The organism is Actinoplanes sp. NBRC 101535 (genome assembly GCF_030269225.1).
Lineage (GTDB): Bacteria > Actinomycetota > Actinomycetes > Mycobacteriales > Micromonosporaceae > Actinoplanes > Actinoplanes rectilineatus.
The window spans coordinates 231,622-254,115 of sequence record NZ_BSSY01000014.1 but is presented as its reverse complement, the minus strand read 5'-3'; the positions used below and the strand labels follow the sequence as shown (position 1 = coordinate 254,115).

Annotated in this window: 16 protein-coding genes; 10 read left to right on the top strand and 6 right to left on the bottom strand. The window is 72.1% G+C overall.

Translation table 11 applies throughout. From position 1 onward, the window contains the following. Positions 1–142 precede the first annotated feature (142 nt). The 3 genes from QSK32_RS32705 (at position 143) to QSK32_RS32695 (ending at position 5,735) form a co-directional block, all read left to right on the top strand. A complete protein-coding gene (locus tag QSK32_RS32705; RefSeq protein WP_045746698.1) occupies positions 143–1,384 on the top strand; it encodes a serine/threonine-protein kinase in 1,242 nt (413 codons plus the stop codon). A gap of 30 nt (positions 1,385–1,414) precedes the next feature. Continuing rightward, positions 1,415–2,908, top strand: a complete 1,494-nt coding sequence (locus QSK32_RS32700) for a serine/threonine-protein kinase (protein WP_285474019.1) — start codon at positions 1,415–1,417, stop codon at positions 2,906–2,908. A 703-nt stretch (positions 2,909–3,611) separates the two neighbouring features. After that, complete coding sequence (locus QSK32_RS32695; RefSeq protein ID WP_285474018.1) at positions 3,612–5,735, top strand: acyltransferase family protein; 2,124 nt, start codon at positions 3,612–3,614, stop codon at positions 5,733–5,735. Positions 5,736–5,970: 235 nt separating this feature from the next. Here QSK32_RS32695 and QSK32_RS32690 read toward each other — a convergent pair whose 3' ends face one another. After that, positions 5,971–9,126, bottom strand: coding sequence for a bifunctional cytochrome P450/NADPH--P450 reductase (locus tag QSK32_RS32690; protein WP_285474017.1), 3,156 nt, complete (start codon positions 9,124–9,126; stop codon positions 5,971–5,973). A gap of 47 nt (positions 9,127–9,173) precedes the next feature. Here QSK32_RS32690 and QSK32_RS32685 point away from each other — a divergent pair, with 47 nt between their 5' ends. From QSK32_RS32685 to QSK32_RS32655, 7 genes are all read left to right on the top strand, one after another. Further along, complete coding sequence (locus tag QSK32_RS32685; protein WP_045746694.1) at positions 9,174–9,743, top strand: TetR/AcrR family transcriptional regulator; 570 nt, start codon at positions 9,174–9,176, stop codon at positions 9,741–9,743. A gap of 80 nt (positions 9,744–9,823) precedes the next feature. Then, complete coding sequence (locus QSK32_RS32680) at positions 9,824–10,126, top strand: urease subunit gamma (RefSeq protein WP_045746693.1); 303 nt, start codon at positions 9,824–9,826, stop codon at positions 10,124–10,126. Further along, positions 10,123–10,527 carry an urease subunit beta gene (locus QSK32_RS32675; protein WP_285474016.1) on the top strand — a complete coding sequence of 135 codons (405 nt, stop codon included), beginning with the start codon at positions 10,123–10,125 and terminating at the stop codon, positions 10,525–10,527. The genes QSK32_RS32680 and QSK32_RS32675 overlap by 4 nt, the downstream gene beginning before the upstream one ends. A 52-nt stretch (positions 10,528–10,579) precedes the next feature. Further along, positions 10,580–12,298, top strand: a complete 1,719-nt coding sequence (locus QSK32_RS32670; RefSeq protein WP_285474015.1) for an urease subunit alpha — start codon at positions 10,580–10,582, stop codon at positions 12,296–12,298. Beyond that, entirely contained in the window at positions 12,298–12,945 is a 648-nt protein-coding gene (locus QSK32_RS32665) for an urease accessory protein UreF (RefSeq protein WP_045746690.1), read from the top strand. The genes QSK32_RS32670 and QSK32_RS32665 overlap by 1 nt, the downstream gene beginning before the upstream one ends. Further along, positions 12,935–13,651 carry an urease accessory protein UreG gene (gene ureG / locus QSK32_RS32660; protein ID WP_045746689.1) on the top strand — a complete coding sequence of 239 codons (717 nt, stop codon included), beginning with the start codon at positions 12,935–12,937 and terminating at the stop codon, positions 13,649–13,651. The genes QSK32_RS32665 and ureG overlap by 11 nt, the downstream gene beginning before the upstream one ends. Positions 13,652–13,666: 15 nt before the next feature. Then, entirely contained in the window at positions 13,667–14,407 is a 741-nt protein-coding gene (locus QSK32_RS32655) for an urease accessory protein UreD (protein ID WP_285474014.1), read from the top strand. 292 nt (positions 14,408–14,699) lie between these two features. On the opposite strand, the gene QSK32_RS32650 is transcribed toward QSK32_RS32655, so the two are convergent. The 5 genes from QSK32_RS32650 to QSK32_RS32630 all read right to left on the bottom strand — a co-directional run bounded on the left by QSK32_RS32650 (position 14,700) and on the right by QSK32_RS32630 (position 22,476). Further along, the gene (locus QSK32_RS32650) at positions 14,700–15,602 is read right to left on the bottom strand and encodes a sigma-70 family RNA polymerase sigma factor (RefSeq protein WP_045746687.1); all 903 of its coding nucleotides are present in this window, start codon (positions 15,600–15,602) and stop codon (positions 14,700–14,702) included. A gap of 245 nt (positions 15,603–15,847) precedes the next feature. Further along, the gene (locus QSK32_RS32645; RefSeq protein ID WP_045746712.1) at positions 15,848–16,099 is read right to left on the bottom strand and encodes a hypothetical protein; all 252 of its coding nucleotides are present in this window, start codon (positions 16,097–16,099) and stop codon (positions 15,848–15,850) included. 490 nt (positions 16,100–16,589) lie between these two features. Then, positions 16,590–18,527 carry a serine/threonine-protein kinase gene (locus tag QSK32_RS32640; protein ID WP_285474013.1) on the bottom strand — a complete coding sequence of 646 codons (1,938 nt, stop codon included), beginning with the start codon at positions 18,525–18,527 and terminating at the stop codon, positions 16,590–16,592. 392 nt (positions 18,528–18,919) lie between these two features. Then, entirely contained in the window at positions 18,920–21,679 is a 2,760-nt protein-coding gene (gene cphA / locus QSK32_RS32635; RefSeq protein ID WP_285474012.1) for a cyanophycin synthetase, read from the bottom strand. Then, entirely contained in the window at positions 21,676–22,476 is an 801-nt protein-coding gene (locus QSK32_RS32630) for a cyanophycinase (RefSeq protein ID WP_245674241.1), read from the bottom strand. The genes cphA and QSK32_RS32630 overlap by 4 nt, the downstream gene beginning before the upstream one ends. Positions 22,477–22,494: the final 18 nt, after the last annotated feature.

The window sequence follows — 22,494 nt, the reverse complement described above, 5'->3', positions numbered from 1 at the left end:
GGTGCGGGTGCGGGTGCGGGTGCGGGTGCGGGTGCGGGTGCGGGTGCGGGCTGCGGGCTGCGGGCTGCGGGCTGCGGGCTGCGGGCTGCGGGCTGCGGGCTGCGGGCACTGAAGAGCGTCGATAGTGGCTACCGTGGCAGGCATGCCCTCTGCTGGAGAGACGCTCGGTGGGCGCTACCACCTCGACGACCGGATCGCCTCCGGCGGCATGGGCGAGGTGTGGCGGGCCACCGACACCGTGCTGGGGCGGTCCGTCGCGGTGAAGACGCTGCTCGCGAGGCATGCGGGCGAGGAACGGTTCCGGAGCCGGTTCGAGCATGAGGCCCGCGTGATGGCCTCGCTGCGGCATCAGGGTATCGCGCCCGTCTACGACTACGGGACCACCGACGACGGCGCCTACCTGGTGATGGCCCATGTGGACGGGGAGCCGCTGGACCGGCGGCTGGACCGGGTCGGACGGCTGGAGCCGGTGGAGACGATGGCGGTGGTGGCGCAGGCCGCGCGGGCGCTCGCCGTCGCGCACCGGGCCGGGATCGTGCACCGCGACGTCAAACCGGGCAACCTGATCGTGGAACCGGACGGGACCGTGGTGCTCGTCGACTTCGGGGTGGCCCGGTCGGCGCGGTCACTCACCCTCACCGGCACGGATCACGTCGTGGGTACGGTCGTCTACATCGCACCGGAGCAGGTGGCGAAGCGGGAGGTCACCCCGGCGGCCGACCTGTATTCGCTGGGCGTGGTGGCGTACCACTGCCTGGCCGGGCAGCCGCCGTTCTTCGGTGACAATCCGGTGGCCATCGCGGTGCAGCACTTCCAGGAGGAGCCGCCACCGCTGCCGGACGATGTGCCCCGGCCGGTGCGGGACGTGGTCATGCGGGCGCTCGCCAAGGAACCCGAACAGCGGTGGCCGTCCGCGGCGGCGATGGCTGAGGCTGCGGCCGTCGCCGGGGCACCGTCGACGGAGGCTTTGCGGGCTTTACGCGTACCCCCGAAGAAGCGCAACCGGCGCGCTGCGGCCCTGATCGTCGGGGGTGTGATCGTGTTCGCCGGAGGTGGCGCCGGCCTGGTGTTCGCCGACCCGTTCGGGATCATGCCGGGGGTGCTGCCGTCCCCGTCGGCGCCGATGTCGGTCTCCCCCACGCCGTCGCCGACACCACGGCCGTCGCAGAGTTCGGCGACGCCGAGCAGGACCGTGGTCGAACAGGAGAAGACCACCACCCGGAACCGGCCGCGGACCAACCGGCCGCCGGACCCCGGTGACGACGACGAGCCGACGTCACCGTCCGATTCGAGTTCTGAGAGTGAGCCGGATCCGGAACCGGACGACGGCGGTTCCGGATCGGCACCTGATGAGCCCGACGAGCCGGAAGGGTCCGCGGGATAGTCACGGTCTTAAGTGGGTACGTGTCTGCCCATGCCCTTTCCCGGAGAGACGCTCGGCGGCCGTTACCGACTGGACGACCGGATCGCGGCCGGTGGCATGGGCGAGGTCTGGCAGGCGACCGACACCGTGCTGGGCCGGTCCGTGGCGGTGAAGACGCTGCTCACCGACTATGTGGGCAACGAGGGTTTCCGCAACCGGTTCGAGCACGAGGCCCGGGTGATGGCGGCGCTGCGGCATCGCGGGGTGGCTCCGGTGTACGACTACGGCCGCACCGACGACGGCGCCTGGCTGGTGATGGCGCACGTCGACGGCGAGCCGCTCAACCACCGGCTGGCCGAACGCGGCCGCCTCTCCCCGATGGAGACCATGTCGGTGGTGTCGCAGGCCGCGGAGGCGCTGGCCGCCGCCCACGAGGCCGGCATCGTGCACCGCGACGTCAAACCCGGCAACCTGATCATCGAGCCGTCCGGCACGGTGGTGCTCGTCGACTTCGGGGTGGCCCGCTCGGCGCAGTCGGTGACGCTGACCGGGGCACGGGAGGTCGTCGGCACGGCCCTGTACATCGCGCCGGAACAGGTGGCGAAAAGCTCGATCGGCCCCGCCGCGGACCTGTACGCGCTGGGTGCCGTCGCCTACCACTGCCTCGCCGGCCACCCGCCGTTCGAGGGCAACAATCCGCTGATGGTGGCGCTGGCCCACATCGAGGAGGAGCCGCCGCCGCTGCCCGCAGACGTGCCCGATTCGGTCCGTTCCCTGGTCAGCACCGCACTCGCGAAGAACCCGGACGACCGTTTCGCATCGGCGTCGGCGATGGCCGCGGAGGCGGAGACCGCGGCGTCGTCCGGCACGGCCACGGTGATCCCGGTGTCGCCCGGCCGTCCCGGCCCGCTGACCGCCACCCTGGTGGGCCCGGCGCCGGCGGTGGGCGCGGCCCGCGTGCCCGATCCGTCCGGCCCCGCGGCGACCATCGCGCCCACGTCGCCGTTCCCCGCAGCGGATGCGGCCTCGTCGCCCTCGGCAGCCGTTCCCTCCGCTCCCGCGCCCTCAACCTCTCCTTCCCTTTCGCCCTTTCCCTCTCCTTCGCCGGTACGCAACCGGCGCCGGCTCGCCGTCGTCGGGCTGGTGCTGCTCACCCTGATCGGCCTGGGTGCGGTGGTGGCCTTGGCCGATCCGCTCGGCTTCTTCACCGACAAGCCGGCGCCGACGACCCCGTCCGCCCCCGCCGCGGTCCCGTCGAAGGCGGCACCCTCCCCCACCGAGGAGGAGACGGAGGAGTCCGGCACCGAAACCGGCCAGGAACAGACCACCAGGCCGACCGCGAACGACGAGGACACCTCGGAACAGACCGCGGCGACCACCCGGCCCACCACCCGCCCGGCCGAGACGACCGAGCCCACCTCCGCCCCGGAGACGACGACTCCGGAGGAGGAAGAGCCCACCGAGACCACCCCGGCCGACCCCGAGCCGACGACAACCACCGCCGCCCCGGAGCCCACCGGCACGTCGGACGAGACCGCGCCCTGACTTTCGGAGCCGTGACACCGGCCAGCGACGCCGGCCCGGAGACCAGGTCGGAGCCGCCGATGCTCTCGATCACCCCAGGCGACAGTGGTCGAACTCCCCAGAGTGCGGACCACGATGCCCTTCGGACCGGCGAAGAACCCCGTCATCAGGGAACGGCCACTCGCATACCCGCCGACAATCGTCATGCCCGCGAAGACGACGTTCCCCACGGTCCACGGGTCCAGAATCCGCTCGTACGTGACTCCAGCACCGAGGGCGGCGAATACACCCGTTCCGAGCGACGCGACGCATCAGTGCAGCCGTTTGTCGCAGCGCGGGGCCGCTTCCAAGGTCAACTTGAGCTGAGTGGCATGGCACGACTGCCGGCCGTCGACCACGGTCGTTTTCGGCTCGCGGACAGACCGCAGCAGACGGCCGAACCGGCCGGAACGCCACTCGACCTCTTCCCGATCTCGGCGACGGCCCCGAGGAGGCCGCGAGTGGCTGACCGGCGCCGACGCACGAGGCGACCGGAGACGTGATCGCAACCGCAGCAGAAGCGACGGCCACATTCATGATCAACTGAGGGAAGGGTCACCGGGCAGGTCGGCGACCCTTCCCTTTTCGGTACGTACCGAACGGCGTCGCCTGCGTGTTCGCCGAAATCCCCGGTACTATCGCGAACTCCGTTCCGATGCCGCCCACCGCACCCCGAAGACAGGACATGTCGGTCACCTACGACAGCGCATCCGAGGTCACGCCGACTCCGGCCGCTCCGAGCCGTGCCGGTTTTCGGGGGGACATCGAGGGGCTGCGGGCCATCGCCGTCGTGCTCGTGGTGGCGGCGCACGTCGGCGTTCCCGGGTTCGCCGGGGGTTATGCCGGGGTCGACGTGTTCTTCGTCGTGTCCGGGTTCCTGATCACCACGTTGCTGCTCAAGGAGCTGGACCGGACCGGGTCGATCTCGCTGGGCGGGTTCTTCGCGCGCCGGATCGTGCGGCTGTTGCCGGCTGCCACGCTGGTGCTGGTGGCGACGCTGGCCGGGGCGTGGCTGTGGCTGCCGCCGACCCGGGTGCCGGAGATCAGCTGGGATGCGGCGTTCGCCGCCTTCTCCGGGATCAACTGGCGTCTGGCGTACGAGGGCGTGCAGTACCTCAACGCCGACGCCGTGCCGTCGCCGTTGCAGCATTACTGGTCGCTCGCGGTCGAGGAGCAGTTCTACCTGCTGTGGCCGTTGTTGATCCTGAGTGTGGCGGTGCTGTTCCGGCGGCGCGGACACCATCCGCGCGTACCGCTGGTCATGATCCTTTCGGTGATCACCGGGGCGTCGCTGGCGATGAGCGGCTCGCTGACCTCCTCGTGGGCCTACTTCGGGACGCACACCCGGGCCTGGGAGCTGGCCGTCGGCGCGCTGGTGGCGCTCTCCGCCGCCTGGCCGACGGTGCTGCCGGCCCGGCTCGCCGCGGTGCTGACCTGGGGTGGCGTGGCGGCGATCGGGCTGGCCGCGGTGCTCTTCGACGAGGACACCCACTTCCCCGGGACGGCGGCGCTGCTGCCGGTGCTGGGCACCGCGGCGGTCATCGCGGTGGGCATCGCCAACCCGGACGACGGCGCCGTCCGGTTCCTGCGCCGGCGACCGTTCCAGATCATCGGGCGGTACTCCTACGGCTGGTATCTGTGGCACTGGCCGCTGCTGATGATCGGCCCGGCGGCGCTGGGCACCACGTCGTCGGTCTGGCTCGGGCTGCTGCTCGCGGTGATCGCTTTCGGTCTGGCGGTGGCGTCGTACCACCTGCTCGAGCACCCGCTGCGGCGGATGCCCCGGTGGCGGGAACGACCGCGGCGCGGGCTGTGGCTCGGCGGCGGGCTGATCGCGGCCAGCACGGTGGCCGCCCTGCTGGCGGGCCTGTTCGCCCCGGCGATAAGCACCGGGGCGGCGACCACCGACGCGGCGAAGGAGCTCGCCGGTTCCCGCGATCAGGAGGCCCAGCTGCGGGCGCTGATCGCCCAGTCGACCTCGCTGAGCGACCTGCCGGCCAACCTGCGTCCCTCGATCACCGAGGCCAAGGCCGACCAACCTGTGGTGTACGCGGACAAGTGTCACCTCGACTACGACGCCACCCAGGTGACCAGCACCTCGGCGTCCTGCGTCTACGGGGTGCGCGACGGCGAGCAGACGATGGTGCTGTTCGGTGACTCGCACGCGGCGCACTGGTTCCCGGCGGTGAACACCATCGCCGGTCAGCGGGGCATGCGGCTGCTGAGCCTGACCAAGAGTGCCTGCCCGGCCGCCGACGCGCCGGTCTGGAACCTGGGGCTGGACCGGCCGTACCCGGAGTGCACCCGCTGGCGGGAGTCGGTCTTCAAGGAGATCGCCCGGGTCAAGCCGGCCGTCGTGATCCTGTCGTCGAACGGTGGCGACGGCGGCGGGCTGCTCGACGCCACCGGCAAGAAGCCGCTGACCGGGACCGACTCCGATCAGCAGTGGGTGGCCGCGTGGACGAAGACGTTCGACCGGATCAAGGCGGCTGGGGCCCGGCCGGTGCTGATCCAGGACACGCCGTGGCCGTCCGGTGACGTCCCGGACTGTCTGGCCGGTCACGCCGACCGGGTGGAGACGTGCAGCCGGTCGGTGGCGAAGGCGATCCCGTCGCCGGCCCGCCGGGCGCTGGTCACCGCGGCGGCGAAGGCGCGGGGTGTGACGGTCGTCGACCCGCGTCCGTGGTTCTGCACCGAGACGGTCTGCCCGCCGATCGTCGGCAACGTCATGGTGTGGAAGGACGACAGCCACATGAGCACGGCCTACGCGGCGGTGCTGGCCCCGCTGCTCGCCGCCCGCCTCAAATAGACACGTTTCGGGTGCGAAGCCCGTCCGCGTGGTGACTTCGGGCGCGCTGGACGCCCAAAGTCACCACACCGGTGGGGGTGTGGTGACTACGGGCGCGCTGCACACCCCAAATCACCACACCCGTGGAGGTGTGGTGACTACGGGCGCGCTGCACACCCCAAATCACCACACCCGTGGAGGTGTGGTGACTACGGGCGCGCTGCACACCCCAAATCACCACACCCGTGGCGGGCGGTCAGGCGAAGACGTCCTGCTGGAAGCGGCCGGTCTCCTCCAGGGAGCTCAGCCAGGCCTCGGCCTCGGCGTCCGTCGAGCCGGACCGGGCGCGGTGCAGCGCGAGCAGTTCGGCGCGGACCGCCGGGGCCATCCGGGCGCCGTCGCCGCACAGATAGACGTGACCGCCGGCGGACAGCAGCTCCCACACCTCGTCACCGGCCGCGGCCAGCGCGTCTTGGACGTACCGGTGCGGGTGGTCCGCCTTGCCAGAGAACGCCAGGCGCAGGTCGACCACGCCGTCGTCGGCCCACCGGCGCATCTCGTCGCCGTAGAGCCAGTCGTGCTCCGGGTGCCGGCAGCCGAAGAACAGCAGTGCCGGACCGCGCGTCGCCAGTGCCGCCCGCTCCTGGAGGAAGCCCCGCAGCGGTGAGAAGCCGGTGCCCGGACCGATCAGGATCATCGGCACGCCGGGGTCGGCCGGTGCGCGGAACGGCGGCGCCGGCACCCGGACGTGCCCGAAGAAGGTGTCGCCGGGCGTCAGACGGGCCAGGTACTGCGAGCACATGCCCCGGTAGCGGCCGTTCCCGGTCAGCGCGGGACCGTCCACCAGGCCGACCGTGATGGTCGCCAGCGACGGGTCGGCCAGTGGCGACGACGAGATCGAGTAAAACCGCGGCCGGATGGTCCCGACCAGTTCCAGGAAGACGCCGAAGGGCAGTTCGATCGCGGGGAACCGCTCCAGCAGGGCGAGGATCGAGAGGCGCTTGGCCCGGACCTCGTCGGTGTAGGCGACGTCGTCGGTGGCCCAGCCGGTCAGCTGCCTGGTCGTCCACGGGCACTCGGTGTGCTGGACGAGAGTGGCGATCTGGCCGCGGGTGGCCGGCTCCTGGAGTTCCACGAACTCGGTGAGCAGCAGTCCGGCGGTGATCGGGACCCCGATCGGGAGTCCGGTCGGCCGCTCGCCGTCCTGGCCGATCCTGATCACCAGGTCGGCGCGTACCCGCAGGACGTGCAGCGCCCAGTCGACGAGGGTGGGTTCGTTCTTCGCGTAGACCGCGAGGTGATCGCCGGCCGCGTAGGAGACGCCCTCCGGCAGCCGCACGGTGACCGCCTTGACGCCGGGGCGGGGCGCCCGGGCGGTGAAGTCGGTGAGCCCGGCCGGGTCGCTGACCAGTTCGTCGACGGCGACCACGGTCATCGGGTACGCCTGCGCCGACACCACCGCCGGGCGGACCCGGTCCTCGCCGAGCACCTCGACGACGAACCGCGGTCCGGCCGGTTCGGCGGCGGACTCGGCGCCGAAGTCGGCGGCGAGCGCCGTCCACAGCCCGTCGAGCCAGGCGGTGGCCATCCCGTCGAAGTCGGCGGACGCGTCGGTCTCGCCCCGTTCCACGATCGCCGCGGCGCCGGCCCGGGTCAGCTTGTCCTGCACCCGCTTCGGGAACGCCTGGTAGGTGTTCCATTGGGTGTTGCCGTTGCCGAGGAGTGCGAACCGGACCCCGGTCAGCGCACCGTCCGGGATGTCCAGTTCGTCGAAGCGCTGCGCGTTGTCCGGCGCCTTGCCGTTGTAGCTGGAGGTGACCACGGTCAGCAGACCGTCGGCGGGCAGGTCGTCGGCGAGTTCGTCGAGGGTCTGCACGGTCACCGCGAACCCGGAGCGCCGGGCCCGGTCGGCCAGCTGCTGGGCGAGGTCCTCGGAGGTGCCCAGGTTCGAGCCGTAGGCGACACGGAGGCGTACCCCCGAGGCTTTGATCTCCGCCACCGGCGTGGCCGTGGCCGCGGCGACCGGGTCCACGCCGAAGACCGTGCGTTCGTAATCCTGGCGGGACCGGATCCGCAGCCGGAAGTCGGTCGGCTTGATGGTCAGGGCCTGCTTGATCTGCAGCCGGTAACCCACCGGGTCGGTGATCGCGAACCGCTGCAGGATCATCGCGAGCGCCAGTTTGGCCTCGGTGAGCGCGAACTGCCGGCCGATGCAGGCCCGTTCGCCGTTGCCGAACGGCTTGTACGCGTGCGGATGGTGCCCGGCCTTGCCCTCGGTGGTCCACCGGTCGATGTCGAAGGTCTCCGGGGCCGGCCAGGCGGACGCGTTGGTGTGCAGGGGACGCAGCAGCACCGCGATCTTCTGGTCCGCCGGGATCTCGTAGCGGCCGGCGAGCGTGGTGGCCTCCCGGCTGGCCAGGCCGATCGCCGGGATCGGCGAGAGCAGGCGCAGCGTCTCGTCGAGGATCCGCGGGATCACGTCAAGCTTCATGATCGTTTCGTAGGTCGGCACCGTGTCGCCGGGCAGCAGCCGGTCCACCTCGGCGTAGGCCTGCGCCAGCACGTGCGGGTTGCGCAGCAGCAGGTGCAGCGCGAACGACAGGGTGCCGCTGGTGGTCTCGTGCCCGGCGATCAGGAAGGTGAGCACCTGGTTGCGGATGTTCTCGTCGGAGAGCGCAGCGCCGGTGACCGGGTCGGCCGCGCCGAGCATCAGGCCGAGCAGGTCGTTCGCCTTCTCGCCGCTGGTGCGCCGCTGCTGGATCACCTCGTCGACGAGCTCCTGCATGATGCCGATGTCGGCCTGGTACGCCGCGTCGGCCTTCTTCTTCAGGCCGGTGACCACCGGGAGCTGCCGGGTCCGGTGCATGGCCTCGGTGAGTGCCCGGCCCATCGCCTCCAGGAACGGGTGCAGTTCCGGCTTGTCGAAGGATTTGAACTTCTGGCCGAATCCGGCGAGCGTGATGGTGTCCAGCGTCAGCCGGGTCATGTCGTCGGTGACGTCCACCTCGGTGCGGTCCGACCAGGCCGCCACCAGGTCGTCCGCGATCTCCAGCATCTGCGGGAAGTACGCCTTCATCGACCGCTGGCTGAACGCCGGGAGCAGGATCCGGTGGGCCTGGCCCCAGACCTCCTCCTCGCCGCGGGCGGTGAACAGTCCGTCGCCGGCGAAGTCGCGCACGTGCGCCAGTGGTGGGTCGATCGGTTTGTAGAACCGGGTCTCGTCGCACACCTCGGCGACCAGGTCCGGGTCGTGCACGAAGACCACATGCCGGCCGGCGAGGTTCAGTTTGAAGACGCCGTCGGGGTGTTCGGCGGCCAGATCGGCGAGGAAGCGGTACGAGCCTTCCGCCGGGATCTGCAGTCCGTTGCCGACGATGGGCAGACCACGTGGGGCGGGGATTTCGGCGGTCACGGGGGAACCTCCTCAGCCATACGGTGTATGGCGCTACCATACGGCGTATGGCTGGAGGTACAAAGTCCGGTGATCGGCGTCTCACCAAGGACGCGATCCTGCGAGCGGCGTTGCGGATCGTCGATGCCGACGGTGTCGAGGCGCTGAGCATGCGCCGCCTGGGGGCCGACCTCGGGGTGAACCCGATGTCGCTCTACCACCACGTGGCGAACAAGGCGGCGCTGCTCGACGGGATCACCCGGATGGTCACCGACGGGGCCCGCGACATCGTGCCCACCGACGGGACCTGGCAGGACCAGCTGCGCGAACTGGCCGGCGCGTTCCGCGAACTCAGCCTCGCCCATCCCCACCTGATCCGGCACTCGTTCGCGGCCGACGACTTCATCCAGCGCGACGGGCCGATGTGGCGGTCGCTGCGCTCGGTGCTGCACGGCGCCGGACTGCCCGACGACACGGTGGACCAGACCGGGGCGGTCCTCGTGGTACTCGTCGGCGGCCTGCTGCACACCGAGGTGAACGGGACGATGCGCCGGCTCATCGGCGCCGGGGAGGCCGACGACACCGGATTCCGGCTGGCAGTGGAACTGCTGATCGACGGCGTGGCCGCCCGGATCTGAGGCGATACACGTGTTTTGATCGAGAAACACGTCCGAAACTTCCAGCTGCGAGCATTCCGGGGCGCATTCAGGAGGTCCCTTTGTTCCTCAGCCAGCATGAGCAGGACCGTCTGCTCATCCACGTCGCCGCCGACGTCGCCCAGCGCCGTCGCGACCGAGGCCTGAAGCTCAACTATCCCGAAGCGACCGCGATCATCACCGCCTTCCTGCTCGAGGGCGCCCGGGACGGCCGGACCGTCGCCGAGCTGATGGACTCCGGCCGCCGGGTGCTGACCCGCGAAGACGTCATGGAGGGGGTGCCCGAGATGCTGGCCGAGGTACAGGTCGAGGCGACCTTTCCGGACGGCACCAAGCTCGTCACCGTGCACGGGCCGATCTCGTGATCCCGGGCGAGGTCGTGTTCGGCGCCGGGGACATCGTGATCAATCCGGGCCGGCCCACCCTGAACCTGCCCGTCCGTAACACCGGTGACCGGCCCGTCCAGGTCGGATCGCACTACCACTTCGCCGAGTCCAACGCCGCGCTGGAGTTCGACCGGGACGCCGCCTGGGGGCACCGGCTCGCGGTGCCGGCCGGGACCTCGGTCCGTTTCGAGCCGGGCATCCCCCGCGACGTGACGCTGGTGCCGCTGGCCGGCCGCCGCATCGTCCCGGGCCTGCGCGGGCTGGCCGGTGGGGAACTCGACCGGGCCGCCGCGGCGGCGGCCGACCCCGCCGACATCGAACCCGCCGGGAGCCTGGACGAGGACACCGGCGAGGGCGCACACAACGGGAGCCCGCGATGACGCACTCACGCGGCTCTTCCGCCGCCGGCCCCAGCAACAGCGGAGGACACCGATGACTTCCCTGGAGCGCAGTCGCTACGCGGCCCTCTACGGGCCGACCGCCGGCGACCGGATCCGGCTCGCCGACACCAACCTGTTCATCGAGATCGAAGAGGACCGCAGCGCCGGCCCGCGGCCGGGCGACGAGGTCGTCTTCGGCGGCGGCAAGGTGATCCGCGAGTCGATGGGGCAGTCCCGGGCCACCCGGGCCGAGGGCACCCCGGACACCGTGATCACCGGCGCGGTGATCCTCGACCACTGGGGCATCGTCAAGGCCGACATCGGCATCCGGGACGGCCGGATCGTGGCGATCGGCAAGGCCGGCAACCCGGACACCATGGACGGTGTCCACCCGGACCTGGTGATCGGCGCGAGCACCGAGATCATCGCGGGCAACGGCAAGATCATCACGGCCGGGGCGATCGACAGCCACGTGCACCTGATCAGCCCGACCATCCTGGACACCGCGCTGGCCAGCGGCATCACCACGATCATCGGCGGCGGGACCGGCCCGGCCGAGGGCACCAAGGCCACCACGGTCACCCCGAACGCCTGGCACCTGGCCCGGATGCTCGAATCGCTGGACACCTGGCCGATCAACGTGCTGCTGCTCGGCAAGGGCAACACGATGTCCACCGAGTCGATGTGGGAACAGCTGCGCGGCGGAGCCGGCGGATTCAAACTGCACGAGGACTGGGGGACGACCCCGGCCGCGATCGACGCCTGCCTGAGCGTGGCCGACGCGTCCGGCGTGCAGGTGGCGATCCACACCGACACGCTGAACGAGGCCGGGTTCGTGGAGGAGACGCTGCGGGCCATCGCGGGACGGTCGATCCACGCGTACCACACCGAGGGGGCCGGCGGCGGGCACGCGCCGGACATCATCACGGTGGCGTCCCAGCCGCACATCCTGCCGTCGTCGACCAACCCGACCCGGCCGTACACCCGGAACACGCTCAGCGAACACCTCGACATGCTGATGGTGTGCCACCACCTGAACTCGGCGGTGCCGGAGGACCTCGCGTTCGCGGAGAGCCGGATCCGGCCGTCGACGATGGCGGCCGAGGACTATCTGCACGACCTCGGGGCGATCAGCATGATCGGCTCGGACTCGCAGGCCATGGGGCGGGTCGGCGAGGTCGTCACGCGTACCTGGCAGACCGCGCACGTGATGAAGGACAAGGTCGGATCGCTGGCCGGCGACGGTCCCGCGGACAACAACCGGGCGAAACGCTACGTCGCGAAATACACGATCTGCCCGGCCGTCGCGCACGGGATGGCCGCGCAGATCGGCTCGGTCGAACCCGGCAAACTCGCCGACCTGGTGCTGTGGGATCCGGCGTTCTTCGGCGTACGGCCGGCGCTCGTCCTCAAGGGCGGCATGATCGCCTCGGCGCAGATGGGCGACGCCAACGCCTCCATCCCCACACCGCAGCCGATGCTTCCCCGGCCGATGTTCGGCGCCTACGGGGTGGTGCCCGCGCAGACCTCGCTGGCATTCGTCGCGCCGGCCGCCATCGACGCGCTGCTCAGCGACCGGATCGGGGTCAAACGGGCCCTGGTGCCGGTGGCCGACACCCGGTCCGTGGGCAAGGCCGACATGCCGCTCAACGACGCCATGCCGCGGATCGAGGTCACCGCCGACACGTTCGAGGTGCGGATCGACGGCCAGGTCATCGAACCGTCGCCGGTGTCGGAACTGCCGATGGCTCAGCGGTACTTCCTCTTCTGATGAGCCTGGCCACCCTGCTCCTGCTGGCGGACGGACGGCTCCCCTCCGGAGGGCACGCGCACTCCGGAGGGCTCGAACCGCAGATCAGTGCGGGACGGGTCCGGGACGTGACCGGCCTGGAGGGCTTCCTGCACGGAAAACTGGCCACCAGCGGGCTGGTCGCGGCGGCGTTCGCGGCCGCGACCTGCGCGGACGTGCGCCGCTGCGGCGAACTCGACGCGGGGATGGACGCCCGGACCCCGTCACCCGCGCTGCGCAAGGCCTCACGGGCCCAGGGCCGGGCCCTGCTCCGGGCGGGACGGGCGATGTGGCCGGTCTCCCCGCACACCGGCCGGGAACCCCACCAGCCCGTCGCCCTGGGCGCCCTCGCCGCGGCGGCCGGACTCCAGCCCCTCGAAGCGGCCGTCGCAGCCGCCCACGGGGTGACGACCGGGACGGCCAGCGCGGGGGTCCGACTGCTGGGGCTCGACCCCTACGCGGTGCACGCGCTGCTGGCGCGGCTCGCCCCTGTTTGTGACCGGATCGCGGCACAGGCCGCGGACCGGTGCGGCGACGCGGTCGACGATCTGCCGGCCGCGGGCGCTCCCCTGCTCGACATCGGCGCCGAGCACCACGCCACCTGGGAGGTGCGTCTCTTTGCATCCTGAACTGCATGAACACGGTCCTGAAGAGGTTCCGCACACGCACCCCGACCCCGGGGTGGATCCGCACGAGCCGCTGCACGCGGGCCCCCGCGCCCTGCGGATCGGCATCGGCGGACCGGTCGGCTCGGGCAAGACCGCGCTGGTCGCGGCGCTGTGCCGGGCCCTCGGCGAGGAGTTGCGGCTGGCCGTCGTGACCAACGACATCTACACCACCGAGGACGCGGACTTCCTGCTGCGCAACGGGGTGCTGCCGGCCGAGCGGATCCGCGCGGTGGAGACCGGCTGCTGCCCGCACACCGCGATCCGGGACGACATCTCGGCGAACCTGGACGCGGTGGAAGACCTCGAGGCGACACTCGGCCCGCTGGACCTGGTGCTGGTGGAGAGCGGCGGCGACAACCTGACCGCCACCTTCAGCAAGGGCCTGATCGACCAGCAGATCTTCGTGGTGGACGTGTCGGGCGGCGACAAGGTGCCCCGCAAGGGCGGCCCCGGCGTCACCACGGCCGACCTCCTGGTGATCAACAAGACGGATCTGGCGCCGATGGTGGGCGCGGACCTCGCGGTGATGGACCGGGACGCCAAGGCCCGGCGGCACGAACTGCCCACGGTGTTCCTGTCGCTGGCCGAGGACAAGGCCGCCACTCCGGTCGCCGACTGGATCCGGGGGCTGATCGCGGCCCGGACCGACGCCGCCGTCGTCTCCTGAACCGGGGAACACGTCGTGCGCGCTGAGGCCCGCGTCGTCGCGGAGGCGGACGGGCGCGGCGGGACCCGGCTCGCCGTCCTGCGCGGCGAGTCGCCACTGCTGCTGCGGCAGACCGGCCCGCGGGCCGGCACGGCCACCGTGCACCTGGTCGGCGGGGCCGCCGGCCCCCTGCGCGGCGACGAACTGCGCCTCGACATCACCGTCGGACCGGGCGCCGCGCTGGACATGCTCAGCGTGGCGGCCCAGCTGGCGCTCCCCGGACGGGCGGCGCCGGCATCCCGGATGACGGTGACGGCGTCGGTCGCGGACGGCGGGGTGCTGCGGTGGATGCCGGAGCCGCTGATCGCCGCGGCCGGATCCGATCACATCGTGGAGACCCGGGTCACGGTCGAGGCGGGTGGGACGGTGCTCTGGCGTGACGACCTGGTCTGCGGGCGGCACGGCGAGGACTCCGGCGACGTGCACACGGACGTCATCATCGGGTACGCCGGAACAACGGTCTACCGGCACGAGCTGACCGCCGGCCCCCGGGCGCCGGGGTGGTCGGGGGCCGCGGTGCTGGGTGAGGGCCGGGCGGTGGGGACGATCGTGGTCGCCGGGCCGGGGGTGTCCGCGACGGCGGGAGTGATGGGGGCCGACGCGGCGGTGATGCCACTGGCCGGGCCGGCTTACCTGGTGACCGCGGTCGGGGCGGACAGCCGGCGGGTCAAGGACGCGCTGGATCCCTACTGTTCGCGGGCGCTCGTCGCGGCGTGAAGCAGTCGCGGACTCGTCGTCTGCGGGGCGCTCGTCGTGGCCGTCAGCGGAACGCCGTCGTGTGCGGGGCGCTCGGTCGTGGCCGTCAGCGGAACGCCGCCGTCTGCGGGGCGCTCGGTCGTGGTGCGGGCCGGACCAGGGTGCCTGTGGACGTCGGGGCGGGACGGCCGGCCCCCATCGTCAGCCCCGGGACGGCCGGACCGCTTCTGTGGGAGGTGTGGGCGTACCCCACACGGTCTTGATCCTGGGGCGAGGGCGGCAGACGACCGCCCTCGCCGCAGAGAGAGCGCGGTCAGGCGGCGGCCGCGATGGGTACGCCGTGACTGTCCGTCAACGCCAGGCGCGTGCGCAGGCTGCCCTGTTCGGCCACCTTGGCGAAGTACTCGGTACGACGGCGCTGCAGACACCCCTTGCGGGTGCGCGGGCCGCCCGTCGTCACCGTGAGCAGCTCCGGGGCGAGCGAACTGTTCAGTCCCTCACGGAGCAGGCGCAACGCCTCGGTCCGCAACTGGGAGATCCGGGACTCGGTGACCCCGAGCCGTGCCGCCACCTCGCTCAACGGCTGCTCCTGCAGGAACGACTCCTCCACCACCTGACGCAGACGCTCCGGGAGAGCCTGGATCGCCTGATGCAGGTAGCCGAGCCGTTCCCGCTTGAGCAGCAGGTCCTCCGGGCCGTCGGACAGCTCGGGAACCATCTCCTCGGCCGCCCCGGTCGGGAAGCCCTGCAGGCTGAGCAGCGACGCCTTCTGCACGTCGTCCTCGACACTCGCCAGTTCCGAGACGCCGATGCCGAGCACTTCGGCCACCTCGGCGTCGCTCGGCGTGCGGCCGAGCGCGGCGGTGAGTTCCTGCCGGGCGGTGGCGGCACGCCGCGCCCGGGCCCGCACCGAACGGCTCGCCCAGTCCTGGCCGCGCAACTCGTCGAGCAACGCACCACGGATCCGCACCGCGGCGAAGCGGTGGAAGGGGATGCCGCGGCTCACGTCGAACGAACGGGCCGCGCCGAGCAGGGCCGCGAATCCGGCGGACGAGAGGTCATCGGCGTGAACATGGCCGGGTACCCGGTTGAGCAGCTCCCGGACCAGATGGCCAACCATCGGCATGTGTTCGCGGATCAGGTCCTCGATGTCGCGCGCGGAGGGCGCGTCGGGCGTCGTGCCGATGGTGGCGGGGAGTTCGGTCGTGGTGGTCACGTGGTCCTCCTCGCTGGGGTTAACCGGCGTGGTGATGCCGGCTGACGAGGAGAACAGTGGTCGCCGTTGGGTGCAGCGTGGCCCGAACTCGGTTGCTTTTATGGAGTTTTTTCACAAAAAGCCTCAGTCTTGCCGGAGGCCGATATGGAACCGGCACGCCTCGACGGGCGTGCCCAGGCTCACCGTAGTCCCGGGTCCGGGGGTTTGTCCGGCGAGCAGGCGTGGACAAACCCCGGGGGGACACGTCAGTGCAGCGCCGGCGTCCTCGGCGCGAGCACGACGGCGAGCTCCTCCTGCACCCAGGTCATCCGGCGCACGGCGGCATCCGGGTGATCCCCGAACTCGGTGGCCACACCGGCGGCGCACCCGTCGCTGCCGTGCCGCAGGATCATGGTGGTGATGGCTTCCTCCACCGTCTGACGTGTCGGACTCTCCGAGGGCTGCAGAAACGAGACGAAGAGCGCCTCCGCAGCCAGGTCCTTCACAGTGTTGATCATGTCGAACTCCCCGATGTCGACGACCTGCTTGAACTCCGGGCATGCACCCACAGGGGCACGGACCGCCTCGGCCCATCTTCCCCACGGATGTCCCACCGGCCGGCAGCCACGCCGTGCGAGAGTGCCGCGATCGGGGCGCCGAAGCGGAACAGGCCCGTCGTCGTCCACCGCGCGGCTCAGAGCGGGAGCGCGTGTCGGTCCGGTCAACCGTATCGCGGCGATCGGTCCTGTGGCCTGCTCTTTTTCGCCCGATCGCCGCCTTTCACTCTCCGCTTCGCTCTTCGGCCCACACCCGCTTCGCTCTTCGGCTAGCCCCTGCTCCGTTCCCCGGCCGGCACCCGCTTCGCTCTTCGGCCAGCCCTGCTCCGTTCCCCGGCCGGCACCCGCTTCGCTCTTCGGCCAGCCCTGCTCCGTTCCCCGGCCGGCACCCGCTTCGCTCTTCGGCCAGCCCTGCTCCGTTCCCCGGCCGGCACCCGCTCCGTTGCCCGGCTCACTCGCCGCTGACGGAACAGTCCGCCGGATCGCACTCCTCCAGTGACGTGCCCGGATCGGGCGGCGGTGAGGTGCTCTCGGTCGGATCGCCGTCCGGCGGGTTCTCCGAGGCCGACGTCGGCGGCGGATCCGGTTCGATCGAGATCGACGGCTTTCCGGTCGGCGACTTCGAGCCGGACGAACTCGGCACCGGCTTCACCGGCGGACGCGGCGTCCTGGACCGGCTCGGCACCGGCGTGGGCGTGATGTGCACGTTGCCGTCCGGGTCGATCGAGACCCCGCCGGAGGGCGTGCTGGTGGTGCCCAGCCGGATGTGGCCGTCGGAGAGGTGCTCGACCTGCCGGGACGGCTCGCCCGGGGTGCTCGAAACATACGTCTCGCAGGTCTGGTTGTTGAGCTTGAAGACCAGCGGTGCCGCGTTGCTCTCCACGAACCGCCCGGTGATCTGCATGGTGGCGGTGCGCTGGGCGCCCAGCGCCTTCGTCGAGCTGATGTCCACCGCCGGGCCCTGCTGGTCGAGGTCGACCTTGCCGTTGCCGGAGACGGTCTGGTCGCCGGACATCAGGAACCACAGGTGCCAGTCGGTGACCGGCGTGTCGGTCCGGTTGGCGAGGGTCACCTGGGCCTTGAACCGCCCGTTCGCCTCGGACCAGACGGCGTAGCTGACCACGCAGTCGTCGGAGACCGGGACGATGGTGGGCTGCGGGGCGCTCGTCACGCCACCGGCCGCACCGGCCGGCTTGTCGTCGTGCGGCTGGCCGATCGCGGTCCAGCCGTACGTGAGGCCGCTGAGCATCGCCACGGTGGCGCCGACCACCACGATCCGGCGCAGCGCGACGTGCCGCCGGCCGGGACGGGAGGGACGGGCCGGCGGCGCGGTGGCGGGTGCGCTCGCGACGCTGCGCCGCAACGGCGGCGGCGCCGGCTCCGGGACCGGGACCGGGACCGGGACCGGGGTGGCCGCGTCCGGCGACCCGGTCGGGGCGTCGTTGTCGGCGGTCTGGCCGAAACCGGCATAGGGGTAGCCGGACGGGAGGATGAACGTGTCCTCGCCGTCCTCCCAGTCGGCGTCGAAGCCGGAGGTGACCGACGGCGCACCGGCCGCGAGACCGGCCAGCACATGCGCCAGTTCGGCCGACGGCGGCCGGTCGGCGGGCTGCTTCTCCAGGCAGCGGGCGATCAGCGCGCCCACCGCCGGCGGCAGTCCCTCGACCGGCGGGAGCGGCTCGGGTTCGGTGTATTGATGGGCGCGCAGCAGTGCGGTGGTGGTGCCGACGTCCCACGGCAGCTGGCCGATCAGCATGCGGTAGATCAGCAGGCCGACCGCGTAGACGTCGGTGGCCGGGCTGACCTGGCCGCCCTCGAGACGCTCCGGCGCCAGGTAGGCCGGGGTGCCCATCAGGCTGCCGTCCGGATCGGTGTCGTTCTCCCCGATCAGGGCCGAGATGCCGAAGTCGACCACCTTGGCGCCGCCCGGGGTCAGCATCACGTTGGCCGGGGTGACGTCGCGGTGCACGATGCCCCGCGAGTGCGCCGCGGCCAGGGCGGCGGCGACCTCGGCGCTGATCCGCACCGCGCTGGGCCACGGCAGCATCCGGACCCGGGCCAGGACAGCCGCCAGCGACTCGCCGTCGACGAGCTCCATCACGACGTAGGGCACCGGCTCGCCGTCGGCGGTGGTGGCCTCGCCGTAGTCGTAGACGTTGGTGATGTTGGGGTGGGTCAGCCGGGCGGCGGCCTGCGCCTCCGCCCGGAGTCGGCGTCGGAACGAGGGATCGGCACTGGTGGAGGGCGGCAGGACCTTGACGGCGACCTGACGCCCCAGCACTTCGTCGAACCCTCGCCACACCACTGACATCCCGCCGGCGCCGAGACGCTCGACCAGTCGGTAACGACCGGCGAGCAATCCCGGACCGGGCAGGTCCGTCGTGCTCATGTGCCCCCACATGCGCGCTTCGAGAAGAACACCGGGCCGCACCGCCATGCCGCCCGACGCCGGGCGAGTCGGGCTCACCATCGGACCCCGAGCATCCCCCATCGACGGCGTGGATGTTAGTCCCTATCGGTCACGGGTTCGACCCGTCACCAAGCGATCTACCAGGGGCTCGTTACCGACAGTTGGGCAGCGTGAGCCGGGTGTGCCTCGAAGATCACCCACACCGGTTGACCGTTGCGCCACCAGCCGGACACGTTGTGCCATCGGTCAGCGCGGGGTATGCCCGCTTCGTCGGATCTTTCGGCCCAACATGCGGGACCGGCCCCGCGGAGCAGAGTTCACGATCGGTCAATATATCGCTACGGAGAGAGATCGAAAGTGTCCAAGATCTGTCATTGATGGACCCGGGAATGCGACGCCGTCAGCGACCGGGCGATCGGAGCCGTCGCCCCGTACGCGATCGACACCGGCAGCGCCGGACCGGCCCCCATCGGCGCGCTCCCGGCCGGCACCGCACCCAGCTCGGTGAGGAACGCCCGCATCGGCGCCCACTTCTCGTAGATCGCCAGCACCACGTCACCCGGCGCCGCCAGCCGCACCGCCGCGGTCACCGCCTCCCGGAACCCGGACGCCCGGATCGCGTTCAGCTTCGGACGGCGGGCCCGCATCTCCCGCTCGACCAGGGCGGCCACCTCACCGCGCTCCCGGCCCCGCGGATCGGTGTCCTCGTAGAGCACCACCCGGGTCACCCCGTCCGCCAGCACCTGCGCCGACGCGGCCAGCAGATCGTCCCGACGGTCGCCGGGCAGGGTGACCGCGGCCAGACACCGTTCGGCGCCCCACAGCCGGTGCAGGGTCCGCAGTGTGGCGGCCAGCGCCGCCGGGTTGTGCGCGTAGTCGACGAACAGCGCGACGTCGCCCACCCGGAACAGCGTGCCCCGCCCCGGGTTGTCGACGGTCGCGTCGAACTCGCCCAGCCGGTCGACGAGCGTCTCCGGGCGGGCACCCAGTGCCCGGGCCGCGGCGATGGCGGCGAGCGTGTTCGCCGCCACGTGCAGGGCGGCGCCACCGTACGCCCCCGGCACCTCGGCCAGGCGCACCAGCGGGGTCCGGCGCGCCCCGGTCGCCTGCACCAGCCAGCCGTCGTGCAGCACGTACGCCGTGGCGCCCCGCGCCAGGTGCTCGGTGATCACCGGGTTCTCCGGGTCCAGCCCGAACCAGACCAGCCGTTTGCGGTCCGCCCGCACCCGGGGGCGGACGGCGATGGTCCGCACCCACGGGTCGTCGGCGTTGAGCACCAGCGTGCCGCCGTCCCGGACCCGCTCGGCCACCACCGCCTTCACGTGCGCCAGGTCCTCGATCGAGTCGAGACCGTCCTGCCCCAGGTGATCAGCGGTGATGTTGGTGATCACGCCGACGTCCGACCAGTCGTAGCCGAGCCCGCGCCGCAGCAGGCCGCCACGTGCGGTCTCCAGCACGGCCACCTCCACCTGCGGGTCGCCGAGCACCATCTGTGCCGACCGGGGGCCGGTGGCGTCGGCGACCTGGACCGCGCGCCCGTCCACGTAGACGCCGTCGGTGCAGGTCGCGCCGACCCGGGCACCGCCCGCGCCGAGGAGGTGCGCGGTGAGCCGGGTGACGGTGGTCTTGCCGTTGGTCCCGGTGACCGCGACGGTCGGGATACGCCCGTCCGAGCCGCCCGGGAACATCGCCCGCACGATGGCGTCGCCGACGTCCCGGGCCCGGCCGTGCACCGGCGCCAGGTGCATCCGCAGCCCCGGCACCGCGTTCACCTCGATCACCCCGGCGGTCACCAGGTCCGGGTCGCCGGTCGGCGGGACCGGCGACCCGATGTCCGGCAGCCGCAGGTCGATCCCGGCGATGTCCAGGCCGACCAGCACCGCGACCCGGCGGCAGAGCCGGGTCACGTCCGGGTGCACCTGGTCGGTGACGTCCCGGCTGGTCCCGCCGGTGGAGAGGTTCGCGTTGTCGCGCAGCCAGACGGTCACCCCGTCGGCCGGGATGGTCTCCGGGGTCAGGCCCTCCCGGCCGAGCACCCGCCGCACGACGTCGTCCACCACGATGCGGGTCAGCACCCGGGAGTGGCCGACACCGCGGCGTGGGTCGGCGTTGGTCCGTTCGACCAGCTCGGCGATCGAGGCGGAACCGTCGCCGACGACGTGCGCGGCGACCCGCTCGGCGGCGGCGACCACCTCGCCGGCCACCACGAGCACCCGGTAGTCCCGGCCGCCGAGCTGGCGTTCCACCACCATGTCGCCGCCGGCCGCGGCACACGCCGCCTCCACCTCGGCGGGACAGGTCAGGTTCAGTGCCACGCCCCGGCCCTGCCGGCCGTGCCGGGGCTTGACCACCACCGGGGCGCCCAGGTCAGCGAGCAGGCGTACCGCGTCGGCCGGGCTGTCCGCCGCGCCGCCCGGGGCGACCGGGATGCCGGCCTCGCCGAGCAGCCGCCGGGTGACGTGCTTGTCGCCGGCGATGTCCACGCCCACGCCACTGGTCCGGTCGGTCATCGCCGCCCAGGCCAGCCGGCGGCGGATGCCCCAGCCCAGCCGGATCAGGCTCAGGTCGTCGAAACGCTCCACCGGGATGCCCCGCCGCCGGGCCGCCGCGATGATCGACCGGGTGCTCGGGCCGGTCGCCTCCCGTTCGGCGAGCGCGGCCAGCCCGGCCAGGCGCTGGGCCAGCGCCGGCGCGGACGAGCCGTGCCCGTCGTGCACCTCCTGGACCAGTTCGGCGGCGGCCCGCAGCAGTTCGCCGGGTACCGGGGAGAGCGGCGACTCGTCGGCCGGGCACTCGACGATCACGTCGTACACACCGGGTTCGCCCGCACCGACCGTCCGGCCGAAATTGATCTCCCGGCCGATGAGCTGGGACATCTCGATGCAGGTGTGCTCGGTGACGTGCCCGAAGTAGGTGCCGTTGCGCAGCCGGCTGACGAACCCCCCTGGTACCCCGGCGGCGCAGTGGTGCTCGGCGAGTCCCGGCAGCACACGCAGCAGACGTTCGGTGAACCCGGTCACGTCCGCGGTCTCCCGGCCGGCGAGTTCCTCCAGGTGCAGCCGGGCCACCACGGCGGGCCGGGACAGGTAGACGTTGGGGCCGCGGAGGCGGCGCAGACTCTCGATCTTCATGCGGCTCGTTCCCGTTCCGGATCACGCGTGCCGGTGACCGGTCCGCGGCGCGTCAGATGAAAGGTGTAGCCGGCCGGCAGCACGTGGATGCGTGCCCCGGTCAGCGCGATCGGCCCGGCGGGCGGCACCCGGATCTCGGTGGCCGCCCCGGCGTCGACGACCGTGACCGCGCCGCTGCCGAGGACCTCGAAACAATTGCCGTCGGTCAGGATCGCGGTGTCCTCGTCGATGCCCAGGCCCAGTTCGTGCGGATACCGGGCGACCGCGCTGAGCAGCCGGTTCAGCCGTCCGCGCTGGGCGAAGTGCTGATCGATCAGCAGACCGGGCAGGAACTCGAGCCCCGGGCCGGTCCGTACGCTGTCCGCGGCCACCCCCGGCCGGTCGCCCCCGGTGATCATGGTGCCGGACATCATCGCGGCGCCCGCGCTGGTGCCGGCCAGCACCAGGGCACCCTCGGCGACCAGCTGGTGCAGCAACGAGTCGGTCGCGGTGCCGCCCAGCACGCCGGTGATCCGTTCCTGGTCGCCGCCGGTGAAGAAGACCCCGGTCGCGGCGCGCAGCACCGCTTCGACGCCGGGGGCGTTCGCCTCGGACCGGGTGGAGAGGCGCAGGGGGCGGACGCTCGCGGCGGCGGCGAATCGTTGCGCGTACGCGGCCTCGGCGGTCTCCGGCGACTCACTGGCCGTCGCGATGATCACGATGTGGGCGCCGGGTCCCCCGGCCAGCTCGACGAACCGGACGAGCAGCGCCGGTCCGGCCGCGCCGCCCATGATCAAAAGCCGGCCACTGCCCTCCACCGATCCTCCTCGTTCGGG

Bases quoted from the DNA above. Each gene is read 5' to 3' on its own strand.
- QSK32_RS32705 (WP_045746698.1), top strand. From the start codon at position 143: ATGCCCTCTGCTGGAGAGACGCTCGGTGGGCGCTACCACCTCGACGAC.
- QSK32_RS32700 (WP_285474019.1), top strand. From the start codon at position 1,415: ATGCCCTTTCCCGGAGAGACGCTCGGCGGCCGTTACCGACTGGACGAC.
- QSK32_RS32695 (WP_285474018.1), top strand. From the start codon at position 3,612: ATGTCGGTCACCTACGACAGCGCATCCGAGGTCACGCCGACTCCGGCC.
- QSK32_RS32685 (WP_045746694.1), top strand. From the start codon at position 9,174: ATGGCTGGAGGTACAAAGTCCGGTGATCGGCGTCTCACCAAGGACGCG.
- QSK32_RS32670 (WP_285474015.1), top strand. From the start codon at position 10,580: ATGACTTCCCTGGAGCGCAGTCGCTACGCGGCCCTCTACGGGCCGACC.
- QSK32_RS32665 (WP_045746690.1), top strand. From the start codon at position 12,298: ATGAGCCTGGCCACCCTGCTCCTGCTGGCGGACGGACGGCTCCCCTCC.
- QSK32_RS32645 (WP_045746712.1), bottom strand. From the start codon at position 16,099: ATGATCAACACTGTGAAGGACCTGGCTGCGGAGGCGCTCTTCGTCTCG.
- QSK32_RS32640 (WP_285474013.1), bottom strand. From the start codon at position 18,527: ATGAGCACGACGGACCTGCCCGGTCCGGGATTGCTCGCCGGTCGTTAC.
- cphA (WP_285474012.1), bottom strand. From the start codon at position 21,679: ATGAAGATCGAGAGTCTGCGCCGCCTCCGCGGCCCCAACGTCTACCTG.